Below are 16,822 nucleotides of genomic sequence, written 5' to 3'. Positions count from 1 at the left end.
TTTTTTAATTACTCTTCGTCCGCTTTTTTCTGCGGATTGATTCGGGTGACCAGCAGCTGATCAATACGATAATTATCAATATCGACCACTTCAAATTTGTAATCACCAAAAATCAGCAGCTCGGCTTTTTTAGGTATGCGTTTAAGCATATACATCATAAAACCGGCAATGGTTTCGTAATTCTCTTCATCTTTTAATTCGTCGATATCCAGTGCTTTTTTTACGTCTTCAATCGGCGTTACGCCATCAACCAGCCATGAGCTTTCATCCCGCTGCACAATCTGATCGGCGCCAGGGTCTACCATACTGCCCATCAGCTGAATCGTGACATCGTTCAGCGTAATAATGCCAACCACTAAGGCGTATTCATTCAGAATAACGGCAAAGTCTTCGCGAGCTTCTTTAAATTGCTCCAGTACTTCAGATAAAGAAAGCGTATCCGGAATCGTCAGCAATTTGCGATTTCCGCATTGCTTTAAGCCTTCCAGCAAATTAATTTCGCCGCCTTTAAGTACCAATTGCAAAATATCTTTGGCATCGATATAGGCAAATACGCTGTCGATGCTGTTTTCACAAAGCAGAAATTTTGAATGCGGATCAGCCAGCATTCTGGCCCTGATTGTTTCTTCTTTTTCATTCAGAGAAAAGAAAATCACACTTTCACGTGCGGTCATTACGGATGTAACGGTACGAGTTTCTAATTCAAACACGTTTTCAATCAGATTGTGCTCTTTGCGGCGTACCGTGCCTGCCATTGCGCCAGCATCTGCCATGGCCACAATATCATCAGTGGTAATTTCATCCCGGCGCACTGCAGGTAAATTGAAGGCATTAAAAATCATATTGGCAATGCCATCAAAAATAAAAACCAGAGGGCGCAGCAGAAAAATACAAAATAAAATAGGTGACACAACATTTACAGCGGTGGCTTCGGGTACGGCCATGCCAATTCGTTTGGGAATTAAATCGGCAAACTGAATAAACAATCCTGTAACTACGGTAAACGACAGCAGAAAACCCAGCGTTTCGGCTGTTTCTGCCTGTACAGCCAATTGAATAAACAGCGCTTTAAAAACGGGGGAAAAAGCAGGCTCTCCCAATATACCGCCCAGAATTGCAACGGCATTTACGCCAACTTGCACCACGGTAAAAAAGTCTCCTGGCCGCTCCTGCAGGGCCAGTACCAGATCGGCACGCTTATCGCCGTCTTCACTCATTTGTTGCAGCTTGTGTTTACGTGCTGCGGCTAGCGCAATTTCTGAAACAGAGAAAAATGCACTAATTAAAATAAGAATAAAAATAATAAGTAAGCCATTCATCATAATATTAAATCTCCTGCCGCTAGCTTAGCAGCTCGCCAGCTTGCTATGAAGCTTCTTATGCAGGCAAGGCGGGTGGAAAGGTTTGTATAAAATTTACAATCTGTGGCACTTGTCCCCGGCGTTGCCCGAATTTATGCCGCATCAGGATGAGCCATGGGGTACATGGCTGCATATGTTTTTGAAGATTTATTCTATTACGCTTGCATGATATGTATATTTTATTAAGAAATAGTGTAAGTGTTTTCCCGTGGATTATAGACAAATGGGCGTTTAAAAGCTGACAATGTGGCTTGGAATATTTTTCCTATGTCGTACGTCTTCAGGGCGGGGTGCAACTCCCCACCGGCGGTAAGTGTGCTGTTTTCTCAAAAGATGATCACACAAGCCCGCGAGCGCCTGCGCTGTATTGATAAGCTCAGGGTCAGCAGATCTGGTTAAATTCCAGAGCCGACGGTGATAGTCCGGATGAAAGAAGATGCGTCGCTATAAACTGGTCATGGCTGCAACTGATGTTCAGGCTGCTTCGGCTTAAGTACTGAGTGAGCAAAATCCTGCACAGCAGAAAATACTGAGAACACCGCGTTTTACAGAAGAAGCGACAGATTCAATGGCTTTTTCTGTGGCCCGGCTGTGCTCGTTTTATTCTGTGCTTCAGGCTGAGCGCCTCTCAATACTGGCTGAAGAGTCTTGCTCATCAGGCTGCTGCTTACCTGCGGCTGTCCCACTCCCTGAACCGTTTTTCGCCTACCTATTTTGCGAGAGCGTTTCTCTATGTTTACTGAAATTCTGAATCCTGTACTTGCTCCTTTTTCTGTTCGCTTTAAACAAGCACTGGCTGATATGCGCCAGGGACGCCCGGTTTTATTAATGGACGATTTCGATCGCGAAAACGAAGCCGATTTAATTGTGGCTGCAGAAAAAATCACCGACCGGAGCATGGCGCAAATGATTCGCGATGGCAGCGGTATTGTTTGCCTTTGCCTCACCGACGAAGCCTTGCAGCACCTGCAGCTGCCGCCTATGGTGACTGACAATCAAAGCCGTTTCAGCACAGCTTTTACCGTATCAATTGAAGCGCGGCATGGGGTCACAACCGGAGTATCTGCCGCCGATCGGGTCACCACCATTAAGGCTGCGATTGCCAGCGGTGCACAAGCGGGTGATCTGGCCAGCCCCGGCCATGTGTTTCCGCTGCGTGCCACGGCCGGCGGCGTTCTGGCGCGGCGCGGGCACACGGAAGGCTCGGTTGATCTGGCCGTTTTAGCAGGGCTGCAGCCCGCGGCAGTGTTGTGCGAATTGATGAATCCTGATGGCACAATGGCGCGTGGCGAAGAAATCAGTGAATATGCATCAGAGCATGGTTTGCAGGTATTAAGCATTGCCGAGCTGGTGGAGTACAGGCTGCAGCAGGCAGGCTAATCAGTTTTTACCCCGTTTATTATTGACCCGTTTTTATTGATACAGAGCGAGTATTCAGATGAATAAAACTAAATTAGCCCTTGCGCTTGCTGTTTTGGCTGGCGCAGGTTTTGCAGGAGCAACCTGGTACGCAGGGAGCACCCTGGATCATAAAGTCAGCGAGGCAGGTGATGCGCTGAAAGACTACAAAATTGTAAAAGTTGTAAAACGTGATTTCAAAAAAGGGTTCTGGACTTCAACAGAGGAAGTGACTTACCAGCTGGGTTGTGAAGATGGGGGTGAAGCATCACCATTACATGGCGCAACAGGGCAGATCACTTTAATTAATACAATTCAGCATAATCCCTTTGGTTTGGAAATTAACACCAAAGTTGTTTATAGCGATAAAACAAGGGAAGAGCTGGCTAAAGTATTTAAAGGTAAAGAGCCTTTGGAAATTAATACCAAAGTCAGTTTATCTGGTGATTTACAAACCCGCATTTCCAGCCCTGCATTTACCGTTGACGATGAAAAAGGCAATGTAAACTGGAAAGGATTTAACTCGCTGATTAAGTACGATAAAAATGCCAGCTACATCGATTTTGATTTTGCAGTGAATGGTGCAGAGGGCAAGGAAAGCAATAATGTCACCCAGTTCAAGCTGGGTGCTATTAGCTATAAGGGAAACTATAAAAATGCTGCAGATGGAGTTTATGCGGGGGCTGAGTCTTTAACTGTTGAAGGCTTTGATGTTTCCAGCAAAAAGCAAGAGAAAGATATCCAGGTTTCTATGGGCCAGCTGCTGTTAAATAGTGAATCTAAACTTAATAATGGCTTGCTGGATTTTTCCGGAAAGGGAACGGCAGATAAAATTAAATTCAACTCAAAAGATATTGGCAAATTTGAAATGAATTTAGCGGTAAGCCAGATTGATCCAAAGGCACTTAAAGGGATTAATGAGTTAAGCTGGAAAAAAGGCATATTGCAGTGTAATTTCGATGGGAAATCACAAGCTAAAGCAATGCAAGCCTTGCTGATGGATATTCTGAAGAAAAACCCTTCTATGAAGCAGAATATTAAACTGCATACGCCTGAAGGCGAAAGCATGATTGCGCTGGATTTAAGCAGCAAAGATATTAAACAGGAAGATTTGGAAAACCCGGATCAGCTGATTAATAAAGTAAACGCCATGCTTGCCCTGCAATTGCCTAATGCTTTTGCTGAAAGAATGATTCGTGAATCAGCTGAAGAAGAAGCAATTGAACCCACGCTGGAAATGTTTCAATCCTCGGTTCAGCTTGGGGTTGAAGATGGAAAGCTGGAAAATGATGGCAAATTACTTAAAACAAAAATTCAGTTAAAAGACGGAAAAATCGTACTGAACGGAAAAATAGTTGAATTGCCTGAACTGCTTGGCATGCATTAATCAGCATTAATAAACGGATGAGCCACAGGCTCATCCGTTTTTTTAGCTTGCGATGATGATTATTTAATCATTTTTGCAACTTTCGCTTCAAACTCATCAAAGCGTTGTTTCAGAGCCTGTATTTCTGTGGCTTTTTCCGCTTTGCCCAGGAATGAATAACGAATGCTGTTCATGGCGGTGTTTTTCAGCTCGTCGTAGGATGGTTTATAGCGGCTGGCGTAGAGCAGGTATTCGCCGCTGAGATTATTGCGTGATACACCCGGATCATCGCTGGATATTACAAAGGGCACACCGTGACGGCGGTAAACCTGAACAGGGTGTGCTTCGTTTTTTACCCCAAGAATAAATTCATTGCTGGTGAGGTTAACTTCTACCGCAATATCTTTTTCTTTCAGCTTCTTTAAAAGTACATCAGCATTTTTTTCGTGGGTAATATCAATGCCGTGGCCAATACGATTTGCGCCAGCGATTTGTACCGCATCATTAATATGATTTTTTAACCCTTCCGGCGGAACCATACCAAGTGCTAATTCACCCGCGTGCAGGGCGAGCTTGCTGTCCGGGTAGCGTTTCTTAAAAAATTTAAACATTTGCATATGCAGATCATAATCACGCATCGCAACGTGTTCATTTTCTGGCCCTACAATATTAACGGCCACAATTAAATCGCTGGCTTTATCTGCGGCAAAGGCGGAATACATTTGGCTAAAGACCAGAGAAGGCGACAGATTGCGCAATACATAGGCTTGCACGCGTAATTTAAAATCGCTGCTGTCTATGCCTTTGGCTGCATCTTCCATGGTTTTGATATAGGCGCTGATTTGCTGCTGGCTGGCGGTGTCTTGAGCCATAAAATCGGCATAGCTGGCAAAAATGGCTTCAGCATCTTTAGGGTTTTGCACCAGCTGATTCATTTTTTCGTCTAATTCTTTATTGCTGATGCCAGGGGCCAGATCGACCATGGTTTCCAGATATTGCACGTTTTCTGCCAGGGCACGCTCTTTTAAAGATTGAAAGCCTTCATGCATGGCGTAGCTGGCAACCGGCATAAAATAAAAGAAGGTATTAAAAAAATTCTGATCAGGCGCTGGCTGATCATGGCTGTGATTACTGAAATCTTTATCAGACCATTTTTGCAGTAATTCACGGTAGAAAGCATTGTTCTGCCGCGTTGCATCGGCACTCAGACAAATTTTACTGCTTGCTTCAGCAGGGCTGGTATTGATATGAAATTTCTGTGCATTCAGTGCGGCGTTGTCTTCGCTGTAAATGCAAAATTTTTGCCTGCCCACCCATTCCAGATAAGTTTCAGCATAAATAGCGCCGGAATAATGGTGATGTAAATCTGCACCTTTAGGCAGCATATTCATCAATAGCCCCAGTTCTGCCGTATTGGGTGTGGGGGCGCTGATTAATTGCGTATAGTACTGCCTGGTTTGTGTGTAGTTATTATTAATATCTTTTGCGTGGCCAGTCCCGATGGCAAGCAGACAGAGTGCAAGTAGTTTGGTTTTCATCTTTATCATCTTTTATGAGTGTAATGCCAAATTATAGGCTGCAATAAAAGAATAAATGAATAAGGTGTTAGGGCGCTTGCATTTTTTTAAATTGGGGCGTTGCTTAATGGTATATATAAATTGGCAGCAATAAATTAATGCTGTAAAAAAGGCAATTATCTATTTAATGCTTAAATTATTTTTTGATCTTTGCGAATAAGCAATAAAAGAAGAATATGTTTGATTAAACAGGGGGAGTCAGGGTGTGCCGCTGCTTGCACACCCTTTGAAGCGGGCTCTTTATAAAATACTGACTCTTATTTCAGCCTGTCGTAGCCTGGTAAAGTCAGGAATTCGACAAAATCCCCGCTGGTGGTCAGCTCGTCAAACATCAGTGCAGCCTCGTCCAGCGTGCTGCTAAAGCGGCCGGTAGTGTGGATTTTGGCCACTTCTTCTGGCAGCCACTGGCGGAACAGCTCTTTACTGACTTTGCGGCCATCGTCCAGCACGCCCTTGGGGGATCTGATCCATTGCCAGATTTGCGAGCGGCTGATTTCGGCCGTGGCCGCGTCTTCCATCAGATTATGAATCGGCACGCAGCCAAGGCCGGAAATCCATGCGGCCAGATATTGCACGCCTACGCTGATATTGCCGCGTAAACCGGCTTCGGTAATTGGCGCTTCAGGCTGGAAGTTCAGTAAATCACTGCTTGCCACGCTGACATCCGGGCGTTGCTTGCTGATTTGATTGGGCTTCTCGCCCAGAACCGCATCCCAAGCGGCCTGTGCAATGGCCACGAGGCCAGGGTGAGCCACCCAGCCACCATCGTAGCCATCCGTCGCATCGCGCTCTTTATCCGCGCGAACTTGCTGCATGGCTTTTTCATTGGCCGCTTCGTCGTTCTTGATGGGAATCACCGCGCTCATGCCGCCCATTGCCGGAGCATTGCGGTGATGGCAGGTTTTAATCAGCAGCAGTGAATAAGCGCGCATAAACGGCACGGTCATGGTGATTAAGCTGCGATTGGCCAGGCAAAAATCGGTGTTAACGCGAAATTTCTTAATACAACTGAAGATGTAATCCCAGCGCCCGGCATTCAGGCCTGCGGAGTGTTCCTTTAGCTCGTAAAGGATTTCGTCCATTTCAAAAGCGGCGAGGATGGTTTCGATCAGTACCGTGCCCTTGATGCAGCCATGCGGTGCGGCCAGCTCAGCCTCTGCCCAGGTAAAGACATCGTTCCAGAGGCGGGCTTCTAGATGCGATTCCATTTTGGGCAGATAGAAATAACACGATGTGCCCTGGCTTAGGCGGTATTTCAGGTTGTGAAAAACGGCAAGGCCAAAATCAAATAAGGAACCAGCGATGATTTCGCCGTCGACTTCAACGTGTTTTTCCATCAGATGCCAGCCACGCGGGCGCAGAATCAGCGTGGATATTTCATTATTTAATGTGTATTGCTTGCCTTCAGGCGAAGTAAATGACAGCTCTTTGCGATAGGCGTCTTTTACATTGATCTGGCCTTCGATCTGGTTTTCCCATGTTGGCGTATTGGAATCTTCAAAATCGGCCATAAACGATTTAGCGCCGGAATTAAGCGCATTAATCATCATCTTGCGCTCTACCGGGCCGGTGATTTCGGTGCGGCGGTCGAGTAAATCTGCGGGCAGGGGCGCAATGCTCCAGTTGCCATCGCGGATATGCTGGGTTTCGGGCAGAAAATCAGGCACTTCACCGGCATCCAGCCGTGCCTGGCGCTCAATGCGGGCAGCCATCAGCTCGCGGCGGCGCGGCTCGAAGCTGCGATGCAGCTCGGCTAAAAAAGCCAGTGCATCGGGGGTAAGAATAGGGGCAAAAGCAGGGCTGATATGGCCGAGAACCCGAATACCTGCAAGCGTGGTTGTCATGGTTTATCCCTTAGCATTAGGGGGAAACCCAAACCTTGAAACACAGAATTTTCGCAGGGTGGGTCAGGCCGCTCTTTGATGTTCAGGGCGCTGATCTGTTTCGGCCGTCACCCACCATGGCTCTGAGGTGGGTGACGGCCAGGATACAGCCCCACTTCTACTTGAGTGCATTTTCTGGCCTAACCACCCTGAGGATTGATCTCCGTGTTTTAAGACTTGGGTTTTGAGTCTTAGTGGAACTGTTCTTCTTCGGTCGAGCCTTTCAGCGCGGTGGTGGAAGACTGGCCTTGCTGGATTACCTGCGTAACCGAATCAAAGTAGCCTGTACCCACTTCACGCTGATGTTTCACTGCTGTAAAGCCACGTTCTGCAGCTGCAAATTCAGCTTCCTGCAGCTCAACAAAGGCGCTCATGCCGCGGCGGGCGTAGCCGTGGGCCAGGTTAAACATGCCGTAGTTCAGCGCGTGGAAACCAGCCAGGGTAATAAACTGGAATTTGTAACCCATCTTGCCCAGCTCAGCCTGGAAGGTAGCGATGGTTGCGTCATCCAGGTTTTTCTTCCAGTTAAACGATGGCGAGCAGTTATAAGCCAGCAATTTACCCGGGAACTGGGCATGAATTGCAGCTGCAAATTTGCGGGCGTATTCTAAATCTGGTTTGCCGGTTTCACACCATACCAAATCAGCATAAGGCGCGTAGGCAAGGCCACGGCTGATCGCTTGCTCAAGGCCCGGTGTGGTTTTGTAGAAGCCTTCTGGTGTGCGCTCACCAGTGCAGAATGGCTTGTCGTTGGCATCCACATCGGAAGTCAGCAAATCAGCGGCTTCGGCATCGGTACGCGCTACGATCAGTGTTGGCACGCCCATGATGTCGGCAGCAAAACGCGCTGCAACCAGTTTTTCTACCGCTTCACGTGTTGGCACTAATACTTTGCCGCCCATATGGCCGCATTTTTTAACCGAGGCCAGCTGGTCTTCAAAGTGAACACCGGCGGCACCGGCTTCGATCATGGATTTCATCAGCTCGTGGGCGTTCAATACGCCGCCAAAGCCTGCTTCTGCATCAGCTACGATCGGAGCAAAGAAATCGATGCTGTCGTCCCCCTCGGCGTGATTGATCTGGTCGGCGCGGGTCAGCGCGTTATTGATGCGGCGCACCACCAGTGGAACCGAGTTCGCTGGGTAAAGCGATTGGTCCGGGTACATTTCACCTGCGATGTTTGCATCTGCGGCAACTTGCCAGCCAGAAAGGTAGATGGCTTTCAGGCCTGCTTTAATTTGCTGCATTGCCTGGTTGCCGGTTAAGGCGCCCAGCGCATGCACATAAGGGGTTTCGTTCACCAAAGACCAAAGTTTTTCTGCGCCACGGCGGGCCAGTGTGTGCTCAACCTGCACATTGCCACGCAGGCGTTCAACGTCTGCGGCTGTATAAGGGCGGGTGATGCCTTTCCAGCGTGGATTGGTGTCCCAGTCTTGCTGGATGGCGGCGATCTTTTGTTCCTTTGTACTCATAACAATACTCCCTGAAGGGTGATGGGCTGCATGTTTAAGTAAAGCATTTTATGGCCGTGTTGCAGAGTTATTTTGCAGTGCACCATTCGATTGTAGTCAGTAATAATTGACTACATATTGGGGCTTTCATGTACTTTTTTTTCAGTAAGTATTTAGTCAACCGATGGTAATTAAGTATTTGAAAACCAAGATAAATGCTTGCTGTGCTTTTGTTGCTTTAAACAACTGTTTTAATGGCATAAAGTATCATTTCGATCAAAAAATGTAGTTTTTTATAAAATTTTTTCTGTCAGCTACATGGCCAGTTATGCGGCTTGCTTTAAGAAAAAATCTATAAAAAAAATTGTATTTATTGATACATCTGCTAAGGGCAGGCGCTTGGATGCGGATTAAGTTGCTTTGTTTTTAACTAAAAAAACAGCCGGCACTGGCTTGAGCTGGGTTTCGCCTGCAGAAGTTTGGCTCCGGCTTGTTGCGATGCACTTGAAATGCACGGCGATAACCCCATCTGCCCTTGCATGTTTGAAATAAGTTTTGACTGGAGTTCCTGATGAGTAACGAAAACGTACAAGAGCAGACCAATTTAGATGCCGCCGCCGAGGCTGCTGAAGCTGTTGTCGAAAGCACTGAAAATTCGCTGGAAGCGCAATTGGCCGCTGCAACTGCAGATATTGAAAAAGCCCGTCAAGACGTGCTCTATGCCAAGGCAGAAGCAGAAAATAATCGCCGCCGCTCTCTTGAAGAAGTCGACAAAGCCCGCAAATTTGCGGTTGAGAAATTTGCGATTGAGCTGTTGGCAGTAAAAGATTCACTGGAAATGGCGCTGGCTGATCAGACTGGTGAAGTTGAAGCACTGAAAAACGGTGTTGAGCTCACTTTAAGACAGCTGACTGCGGCATTTGAAAAATCGCAGCTTACAGAAATCAACCCGATGGGCGATAAGCTGGATCCGCATAAGCACCAGGCTATTTCAATGGTGCCAAGTGATGCAGAGGCCAATACAGTCGTGCAAGTGATGCAAAAAGGCTACGAGCTGGCTGGTCGTGTGATTCGCCCGGCAATGGTGATGGTTGCAGCAGCGAAGTAATGGTGCAACTGGCAATCGCAGAGGCCAATACAGTCGTGCAAGTGATGCAAAAAGGCTGCGAGCTGGCTGGCCGTGTGATTCGCCCGGCAATGGTGATGGTTGCAGCAGCGAAGTAATGGTGCAACTGGCAATCGCAGAGGCCAATACAGTCGTGCAAGTGATGCAAAAAGGCTACGAGCTGGCTGGCCGTGTGATTCGCCCGGCAATGGTGATGGTTGCAGCAGCGAAGTAATGGTGCAACTGGCAATCGCAGAGGCCAATACAGTCGTGCAAGTGATGCAAAAAGGCTGCGAGCTGGCTGGCCATGTGATTCGCCCGGCAATGGTGATGGTTGCAGCAGCAAAGTAAGAAATACGTTTTGAGGTGGGGGAGGATTTAAAAAATGTCCTCTTGAAAATGCTTAGCGCATCCCCACTTTGTGAACATGGTTGTTAATTTACCGCTGCCTGAGGGCAAGCGAAGACAAGGAAAAACTAAAAATGGCAAAGATGATTGGTATTGACTTAGGTACAACAAATTCTTGTGTGGCCGTATTTGAAAACGGTCAGCCTAAGGTGATCGAAAACGCAGAAGGTACACGTACAACGCCTTCCATTATTGCTTACCAGGAAGATGGTGAGATTCTGGTTGGTGCGCCGGCTAAGCGCCAGGCTGTAACAAACCCAAAAAACACTTTGTACGCGGTAAAACGCCTGATCGGCCGCAAGTTTGAAGATAAAGAAGTACAAAAAGACATCGACCTGATGCCTTTCTCCATCGTTAAAGCCGACAATGGCGACGCATGGATCTCGGTTCGCGACAAAAAAATGGCGCCACCGCAAATCTCCGCAGAAGTACTGCGCAAAATGAAAAAAACCGCTGAAGATTACCTCGGCGAAGAAGTAACCGAAGCCGTTGTGACTGTTCCGGCTTACTTTAACGACGCACAACGTCAGGCTACTAAAGACGCTGGCCGTATTGCTGGTCTGGACGTAAAACGCATTATCAATGAGCCAACTGCTGCTGCGCTGGCCTTTGGTATGGATAAGAAAGAAAAAGGCGACAGCAAGATCGTTGTATACGACTTGGGTGGCGGTACATTCGACGTTTCTATCATTGAAATTGCTGATGTAGATGGCGACAAGCAATTTGAAGTACTGGCAACCAACGGCGATACATTCCTCGGCGGTGAAGACTTCGACCAGCGCATCATCGATTACATCATCGACGAATTCAAAAAAGACACTGGTATCAATCTGAAGCAGGATGTGATGGCTCTGCAACGCCTGAAAGAAGCGGCAGAAAAAGCGAAGATCGAGTTGTCTTCCACCACACAAACTGAAATCAACCTGCCATACGTGACTATGGATGCAACAGGTCCTAAGCACTTAACGCAAAAAATTACCCGCGCTAAGTACGAAAGCCTGGTAGAGGACTTAGTTGCACGCACTATTGAGCCTTGCCGTATTGCCCTGCAAGACGCTGGCCTGAAAATTACTGATATCGATGACATCATCCTGGTTGGCGGTCAGACCCGGATGCCAATGGTGCAAGATAAAGTTAAAGACTTCTTCGGTAAAGAAGCTCGCCGTGATGTGAATCCGGATGAAGCGGTTGCTGTAGGTGCTGCATTGCAAGGTTCGGTATTGTCGGGTGATCGTACTGACGTATTGCTGCTGGACGTAACACCGTTGTCCCTGGGTATTGAAACCATGGGCGGCATTCTGACTAAGCTGATCAAGAAAAACACCACGATTCCTACCAAGGCATCGCAAGTGTTCTCTACCGCAGAAGATAACCAGACAGCCGTAACCATCCATGTACTGCAAGGTGAGCGTGAACGCGCTTCGGCAAATAAGAGCCTGGGCCAGTTTAACCTGGGTGATATCCCGGCTGCTCCGCGTGGCGTGCCACAAGTTGAAGTAACATTTGATATCGATGCGAACGGTATTCTGCACGTAGGCGCTAAAGACAAGGCCAGCGGTAAAGAAGCACGCATTACCATCCAGGCTTCCAGCGGTTTGTCTGAAGCTGAAATCGAAGCAATGGTGCGCGATGCAGAAATGAATGCTGAAGAAGACAAGAAATTGTCTGAACTGGTAGGCGCACGCAACCAGGCTGACGGCATGGTTCACTCAGTGAAAAAATCCCTGGCTGAATTTGGCGACAAGATTGGCGCAGACGAAAAAGCGAAGATCGAAGCCGCTATGGCCGAAGTTGAGCTGGTGCTGAAAGATCACGCAGACGATAAAGAAAAAATTGAAGCTGCAACAGCAACGCTGACTGAAGCATCGCACAAATTAGCTGAGCAAATGTACGCTCAGCAACCTGAAGGTGCAGCAGCAGGCGCGGCCGCAGGTGCGGAAGCGGATGCTAAGAAAGATGACGGCAATGTCGTTGATGCTGAATTCACAGAAGTAAAAGATAAATAAGCCAGGCTTATTTAAATAAAAAACAGGCCCGCTGATGCGGGCCTGTTTTTTTGCGTCTGTGAACGTAAAACGCCGCAGATCTTTTCTCTAACGAGGATTCATGCCAGCTTAAACCGGCTGATGGATAGTTTCAGGGCGTTGGCAACCTGAACTAAGTTATTCGAAGAATTGGCGACTTCTTCTACTGCGGCACGGTTTTCTTCGGCCATTTGTGCAATCCGCTCTACATTTTGTGCCAGCTCGGTGCTGACTGAGCGTTGTTGCGAAAGCGCTGAAGCAATATCATTAATTGAAGTTTGCACTTTAAAAGAGCCCGCTTTGATCTGCTCCATGACTGCATTGGTTTGCTCTGATGCAGTAGAAACCTGGCTTACGCTTTGCTGGCTGGATTGCATGCCGCTGACTGCAGCACGCGTGCCTTGCTGGATGGTCTGGATCATGCCGGTGATTTCTTGCGCCGAGCTGGTGGTGCGCTCAGCCAGTTTACGAACTTCATCGGCTACTACGGCAAAGCCGCGGCCTTGTTCCCCTGCCCGGGCGGCCTCGATAGCGGCGTTTAAGGCCAGCAGATTGGTTTGATCGGCCACGTCTTTAATTACTGTGGCGATATTGCCAATATGGGTAGAGCTTTGCTCCAGGCTGGCAATCTGCGTGCCGGTGCTGTTGACGTTTTCTAAAACATTATCAATCAGTGAATTCGATTTTTTGACTTCTTCGCTGCCGGAATTAGCCAGCATCCCGGCATCATGGGCCTGCTGATTGGCTTCGCTGGCGCTGGCCGAAACGCTGTCTATGCTGACCGTCAGCTCTTCCACTCCGGCAGCCGATGAGGATGCAGATTCTGATTGGGTTTGCGAGCTGATGGCCACTTGCTGCGAGGCACTGGCCAGCAGATCAGACATACTGACCAGCTCGGTACAGTTGTTATTAATGCTCTGAATGGTAGCTTTCAGATCGGCTTGCATTTTTAACAGATCGGCCTGCATGGCCGCCAGCTCGTCTTTGCCTTCTACATCAATGTGCTCGCTTAAATTGCCTTCACGGATTCTTTCTAAAGACAGGCGTACATGGCTGATGGGCGTGGTGATGCTTCTTGTCAGGATAATACCCAGGGCGATCGCCAGTACAACGGCAATCAGGGTAAGAAGTGTGGATTTGGTTTTGGTTGCCGCCAGCTCCTGATTGCTGATGACCATGGACTCATCTGATATTTTTTTATTCAGGTCGACCAGCGCACTGAGTGCATCGTCATAAGGTTGAAATGCGGCTGCTACTGAGGTGGACATCAGCTCTGCGCCAAGCTTGAAATCATTGGCTTTTCCTGCGGCCATTGCGGGTTTGGTGGCTTCTAAATAGCGTGGCCACAGATCGTCAACTTTTTTGAGAAGCTCAGCTTCAGGCGGGGTTAAAGAGGTGGCTCTGTATTTATCCAGCAATTCTTTTAGCTTGCTTTCATGGGCTTTCATATCTTCTGCGATTTTGGCCATTTTATTATCATCTGGCTCTCCTACAAATGCATATAAGCCCCGGTGATGATAAATCGCCTGCATATTGGCATTCGCTAAATCCATAACGGGTACAAGCTGATTGTCGTGCATATCCGCAGTAAGTGCTTGCATGGATGCCGCACTCTGAAAGCCAAGTACGCCTAAAATTAAGGTAATAAGCGCACAGGACAAGAAACCAGCAAGTAACCTGCCGCCTATTGAAAATTGATTCAGGATATTCATGACATGCCTTTTTAAAGCGGATGTAAGAGTACTGACTTATTCATAGGGTGATAAGGACCTATGTACAAGTGAAATCTCATAAAGAAGAGCGGGGGGCTTGTAGATTGAATACTTCGCCCCAATGTGCAATCCGTTGATGAATTCGTGGGGCGCGGCCTCCTGTGCAGGATTAAAAAGATGGCTAAAAAAGATTTTTACGATACGCTGGGTGTGAACCGCGATGCGGGTGATGACGAAATTAAAAAAGCGTATCGCAAACTGGCAATGAAATATCATCCGGACCGTAATCCGGACAGCAAAGATGCGGAAGAAAAATTCAAGGAAGGCAAAGAAGCTTACGAAGTCTTATCTGATGCGCAAAAACGCGCTGCTTATGATCAATACGGCCATGCTGGCCTTGATCAGCAGTCAGGTATGGGCGGTGGTGGCGGTGCAGGCTTTGGTGATGCCTTTTCTGACATTTTTGGCGATATCTTTGGCGCGGCAGGTGGCGGTGGCCGTGGCGGGCGTTCAAACGTCTACCGTGGCGCTGATTTACGTTACAACCTGGAAATCAGCCTTGAAGAAGCCGCGCGCGGTGTAGAGCGCCAGATCAAGATTCCATCGCATGAAGAATGCAGCAGCTGCCATGGCAGCGGTGCCAAAGCAGGCACGCAGGCTAAGACTTGCCACACCTGCGGCGGTCACGGCCAGGTTCGCGTTTCACAAGGCTTTTTCAGCCTGCAACAAACTTGCCCAACCTGCCACGGCAGCGGCAAATATATCCCTGATCCATGCCGCCCTTGTAACGGCACGGGCCGCGTGAACACGCATAAAACGCTGGCAGTGAAGATTCCTTCCGGTGTGGACGAAGGCGATCGTATCCGCTTAAGTGGCGAGGGCGAAGCCGGTGTGAATGGTGGCCCTTCAGGTGATCTGTATGTGGTGATTCATGTTAAAGCGCACTCGGTATTCCAGCGCGATGGCAATGATCTGCACTGCGAAATGCCAATCAGCTTTACCGTAGCGGCACTGGGCGGCGAGATTGAAATCCCTACTCTGGATGGCAAAGCACGTATTACTATTCCGCCAGAAACGCAAAGCGGCCAGCAATTCCGCCTGCGCAGCAAGGGGATTAAAGGCGTACGCAGTGCGATCACCGGCGATTTAATGTGCCACGTGATTCTGGAAACGCCAGTTAAGCTGACTTCGCGTCAGAAAGAGCTGTTGAAAGAATTTGAAGAAATCAGCCAGGGCGATTCAGACAAGCACAACCCACGTGCTAAATCGTTTATGGATAAAGTAAAAGACTTTTTCGCTTCATAAGCCTAAGCAAGCCTTGCTCTGATCAGGAGTAAGCGCTTGCTTGTATCGGCAAAAAAATAGCGATGGCTAAGCCATCGCTCTTTTTTTATCTGCAGTATTAAACAGCGCCCCGCAAAACACATCAAAGACTGAGGAAAAACGGATTATTGCTCCGGGTGTGCTCAGCGCGTCCGTGGTTCAGGATTCAGGCTTATTTATTTAATCAGACGAATCGCAAAAGGCAGGCGGTAAGTGTCGCCCCTGCTGGCACTGACGGCGGCAATAATGCAAAACACCAAATTGGCAATACCCAGTGCAAAAGCAGTCAGAAAGCCAACCAGAATCAGCATCAGTACCCATGAAATGGCATAGCCAATCATAACGGTAATCGACCAGTTGAGCGCTTCCTTGGCGTGATCCTGCACATAAGGGTCTTCTTTTTTAATCAGGTAAACCACCAGCGCGGGGATAAAACCAAAGAAAATGGTGCCAATCCAGGTGAGGATCGCAATGGTGTTGGAATCCGAATTGCTGGTTTTTACAGGGAATTGGCTTTCATCCATCTTGGTTCTCTCGCTTAAAGGGGATGCCCATTCTAGGTGGCTTTATAAGATAAGAGCAAGAATCTCGTATGACGATGTCGTTAAGGCGTAATTTTTACATGCGCTTTGTGAGCATCGGCCCAAAATTAACCAGTAAAACCCCTGCTGCAATCAGGACCGCACCCAAAATCCGCAGGCCGCCAATCTCCCGCACAGGCAAGCCCAAAATGCCAAAGCGATCGAATAAGAGCGAAGCAATAATTTGGCCGCTGATAATTAAAGATACCATCGCCGCTACGCCAATTTTGGGCGCAAGCAAGGTGGTACCAAAAACAAACAGCGCCCCCATCAGCCCGCCAGTCAGCATCCACCACGATGCATTCCCCAAATTAGCCAGCCCCGCCCATTTTTGCCCGCTGAGTAAAGCAATCAAAGCCAGGGTCAGTGTGCCAATCGAAAAAGACAACAAAGCCGCCAGCAGTGTGCTGCCACCAATCACTCCCTTGAGCTGATTATTAACGGCAGACTGCAGTGGCACGATCAGGCCAATGATGAGGGCGAGGATGAAGTAAGGAAGCTGCATGGGAATTGTGAGTAAGGAGTAAGGCGGATGAGACTAGCATATTTTCTGAGTAAGGGCGGGCGTAAAGAGTGAGGATTTGGAGCGCGCGGTTGGTTTGATTTTCCGGCTCCCTTACTCCCCACTCCTCC

The 16,822-nt window shown here is 48.1% G+C and carries 15 protein-coding genes and 1 riboswitch; of the genes, 8 read left to right on the top strand and 7 right to left on the bottom strand.

Translation table 11 applies throughout. The features are described 5' to 3' along the window. Nucleotides 1–8: 8 nt before the first annotated feature. Complete coding sequence (paeA, locus tag HA050_RS07755) at nucleotides 9–1,322, bottom strand: polyamine export protein PaeA (RefSeq protein WP_166824212.1); 1,314 nt, start codon at nucleotides 1,320–1,322, stop codon at nucleotides 9–11. A gap of 311 nt (nucleotides 1,323–1,633) precedes the next feature. After that, nucleotides 1,634–1,803: riboswitch (FMN riboswitch) on the top strand. A gap of 290 nt (nucleotides 1,804–2,093) precedes the next feature. Between paeA and ribB the strand changes: the two genes are divergently transcribed. Both ribB and HA050_RS07745 read left to right on the top strand, forming a co-directional pair. Continuing rightward, entirely contained in the window at nucleotides 2,094–2,741 is a 648-nt protein-coding gene (gene ribB / locus HA050_RS07750) for a 3,4-dihydroxy-2-butanone-4-phosphate synthase (protein ID WP_099396386.1), read from the top strand. Between the two features lie 58 nt (nucleotides 2,742–2,799). Beyond that, entirely contained in the window at nucleotides 2,800–4,146 is a 1,347-nt protein-coding gene (locus HA050_RS07745; protein WP_166824209.1) for a YdgA family protein, read from the top strand. Between the two features lie 59 nt (nucleotides 4,147–4,205). Here HA050_RS07745 and HA050_RS07740 read toward each other — a convergent pair whose 3' ends face one another. The 3 genes from HA050_RS07740 to aceA all read right to left on the bottom strand — a co-directional run bounded on the left by HA050_RS07740 (nucleotide 4,206) and on the right by aceA (nucleotide 9,057). After that, nucleotides 4,206–5,663: an adenosine deaminase family protein gene (locus tag HA050_RS07740; protein ID WP_166824207.1), complete on the bottom strand. Its 1,458-nt coding sequence runs from the start codon at nucleotides 5,661–5,663 to the stop codon at nucleotides 4,206–4,208. 296 nt (nucleotides 5,664–5,959) lie between these two features. Continuing rightward, nucleotides 5,960–7,546 (bottom strand): malate synthase A, encoded by a 1,587-nt coding sequence (gene aceB, locus HA050_RS07735; RefSeq protein ID WP_166824204.1) that lies wholly within the window; start codon nucleotides 7,544–7,546, stop codon nucleotides 5,960–5,962. Nucleotides 7,547–7,776: 230 nt separating this feature from the next. Continuing rightward, nucleotides 7,777–9,057 carry an isocitrate lyase gene (aceA, locus tag HA050_RS07730; protein ID WP_166824201.1) on the bottom strand — a complete coding sequence of 427 codons (1,281 nt, stop codon included), beginning with the start codon at nucleotides 9,055–9,057 and terminating at the stop codon, nucleotides 7,777–7,779. 550 nt (nucleotides 9,058–9,607) lie between these two features. Between aceA and grpE (HA050_RS07725) the strand changes: the two genes are divergently transcribed. From grpE (HA050_RS07725) to dnaK, 5 genes are all read left to right on the top strand, one after another. Further along, the gene (grpE, locus tag HA050_RS07725) at nucleotides 9,608–10,144 is read left to right on the top strand and encodes a nucleotide exchange factor GrpE (protein WP_115229514.1); all 537 of its coding nucleotides are present in this window, start codon (nucleotides 9,608–9,610) and stop codon (nucleotides 10,142–10,144) included. Continuing rightward, entirely contained in the window at nucleotides 10,144–10,260 is a 117-nt protein-coding gene (grpE, locus tag HA050_RS07720) for a nucleotide exchange factor GrpE (protein WP_205836339.1), read from the top strand. The genes grpE (HA050_RS07725) and grpE (HA050_RS07720) overlap by 1 nt, the downstream gene beginning before the upstream one ends. Beyond that, complete coding sequence (gene grpE, locus HA050_RS07715) at nucleotides 10,260–10,376, top strand: nucleotide exchange factor GrpE (protein WP_205836338.1); 117 nt, start codon at nucleotides 10,260–10,262, stop codon at nucleotides 10,374–10,376. Before grpE (HA050_RS07720) ends, grpE (HA050_RS07715) begins: the two co-directional genes overlap by 1 nt. Continuing rightward, nucleotides 10,376–10,492: a nucleotide exchange factor GrpE gene (gene grpE, locus HA050_RS07710; RefSeq protein WP_166824198.1), complete on the top strand. Its 117-nt coding sequence runs from the start codon at nucleotides 10,376–10,378 to the stop codon at nucleotides 10,490–10,492. Before grpE (HA050_RS07715) ends, grpE (HA050_RS07710) begins: the two co-directional genes overlap by 1 nt. 131 nt (nucleotides 10,493–10,623) lie before the next feature. Beyond that, nucleotides 10,624–12,555: a molecular chaperone DnaK gene (dnaK, locus tag HA050_RS07705; RefSeq protein WP_099396394.1), complete on the top strand. Its 1,932-nt coding sequence runs from the start codon at nucleotides 10,624–10,626 to the stop codon at nucleotides 12,553–12,555. Between the two features lie 98 nt (nucleotides 12,556–12,653). Here the strand turns inward: dnaK and HA050_RS07700 are convergent, their stop codons facing one another. Continuing rightward, the gene (locus tag HA050_RS07700; RefSeq protein ID WP_166824195.1) at nucleotides 12,654–14,285 is read right to left on the bottom strand and encodes a methyl-accepting chemotaxis protein; all 1,632 of its coding nucleotides are present in this window, start codon (nucleotides 14,283–14,285) and stop codon (nucleotides 12,654–12,656) included. A gap of 177 nt (nucleotides 14,286–14,462) precedes the next feature. Between HA050_RS07700 and dnaJ the strand changes: the two genes are divergently transcribed. Continuing rightward, entirely contained in the window at nucleotides 14,463–15,590 is a 1,128-nt protein-coding gene (gene dnaJ, locus HA050_RS07695) for a molecular chaperone DnaJ (protein ID WP_099396449.1), read from the top strand. Between the two features lie 194 nt (nucleotides 15,591–15,784). Here the strand turns inward: dnaJ and HA050_RS07690 are convergent, their stop codons facing one another. Next, nucleotides 15,785–16,132 carry a DUF4870 domain-containing protein gene (locus HA050_RS07690; protein WP_099396396.1) on the bottom strand — a complete coding sequence of 116 codons (348 nt, stop codon included), beginning with the start codon at nucleotides 16,130–16,132 and terminating at the stop codon, nucleotides 15,785–15,787. A 94-nt stretch (nucleotides 16,133–16,226) separates the two neighbouring features. Beyond that, nucleotides 16,227–16,694, bottom strand: coding sequence for a DMT family transporter (locus HA050_RS07685; protein ID WP_166824192.1), 468 nt, complete (start codon nucleotides 16,692–16,694; stop codon nucleotides 16,227–16,229). Between the last annotated feature and the right edge of the window lie 128 nt (nucleotides 16,695–16,822).

This window comes from Iodobacter violaceini (genome assembly GCF_011601265.1).
GTDB lineage: Bacteria > Pseudomonadota > Gammaproteobacteria > Burkholderiales > Chitinibacteraceae > Iodobacter > Iodobacter violaceini.
The sequence above is the reverse complement of the archived record's forward strand: the minus strand, read 5'-3'. Positions and strand labels throughout refer to the sequence as shown.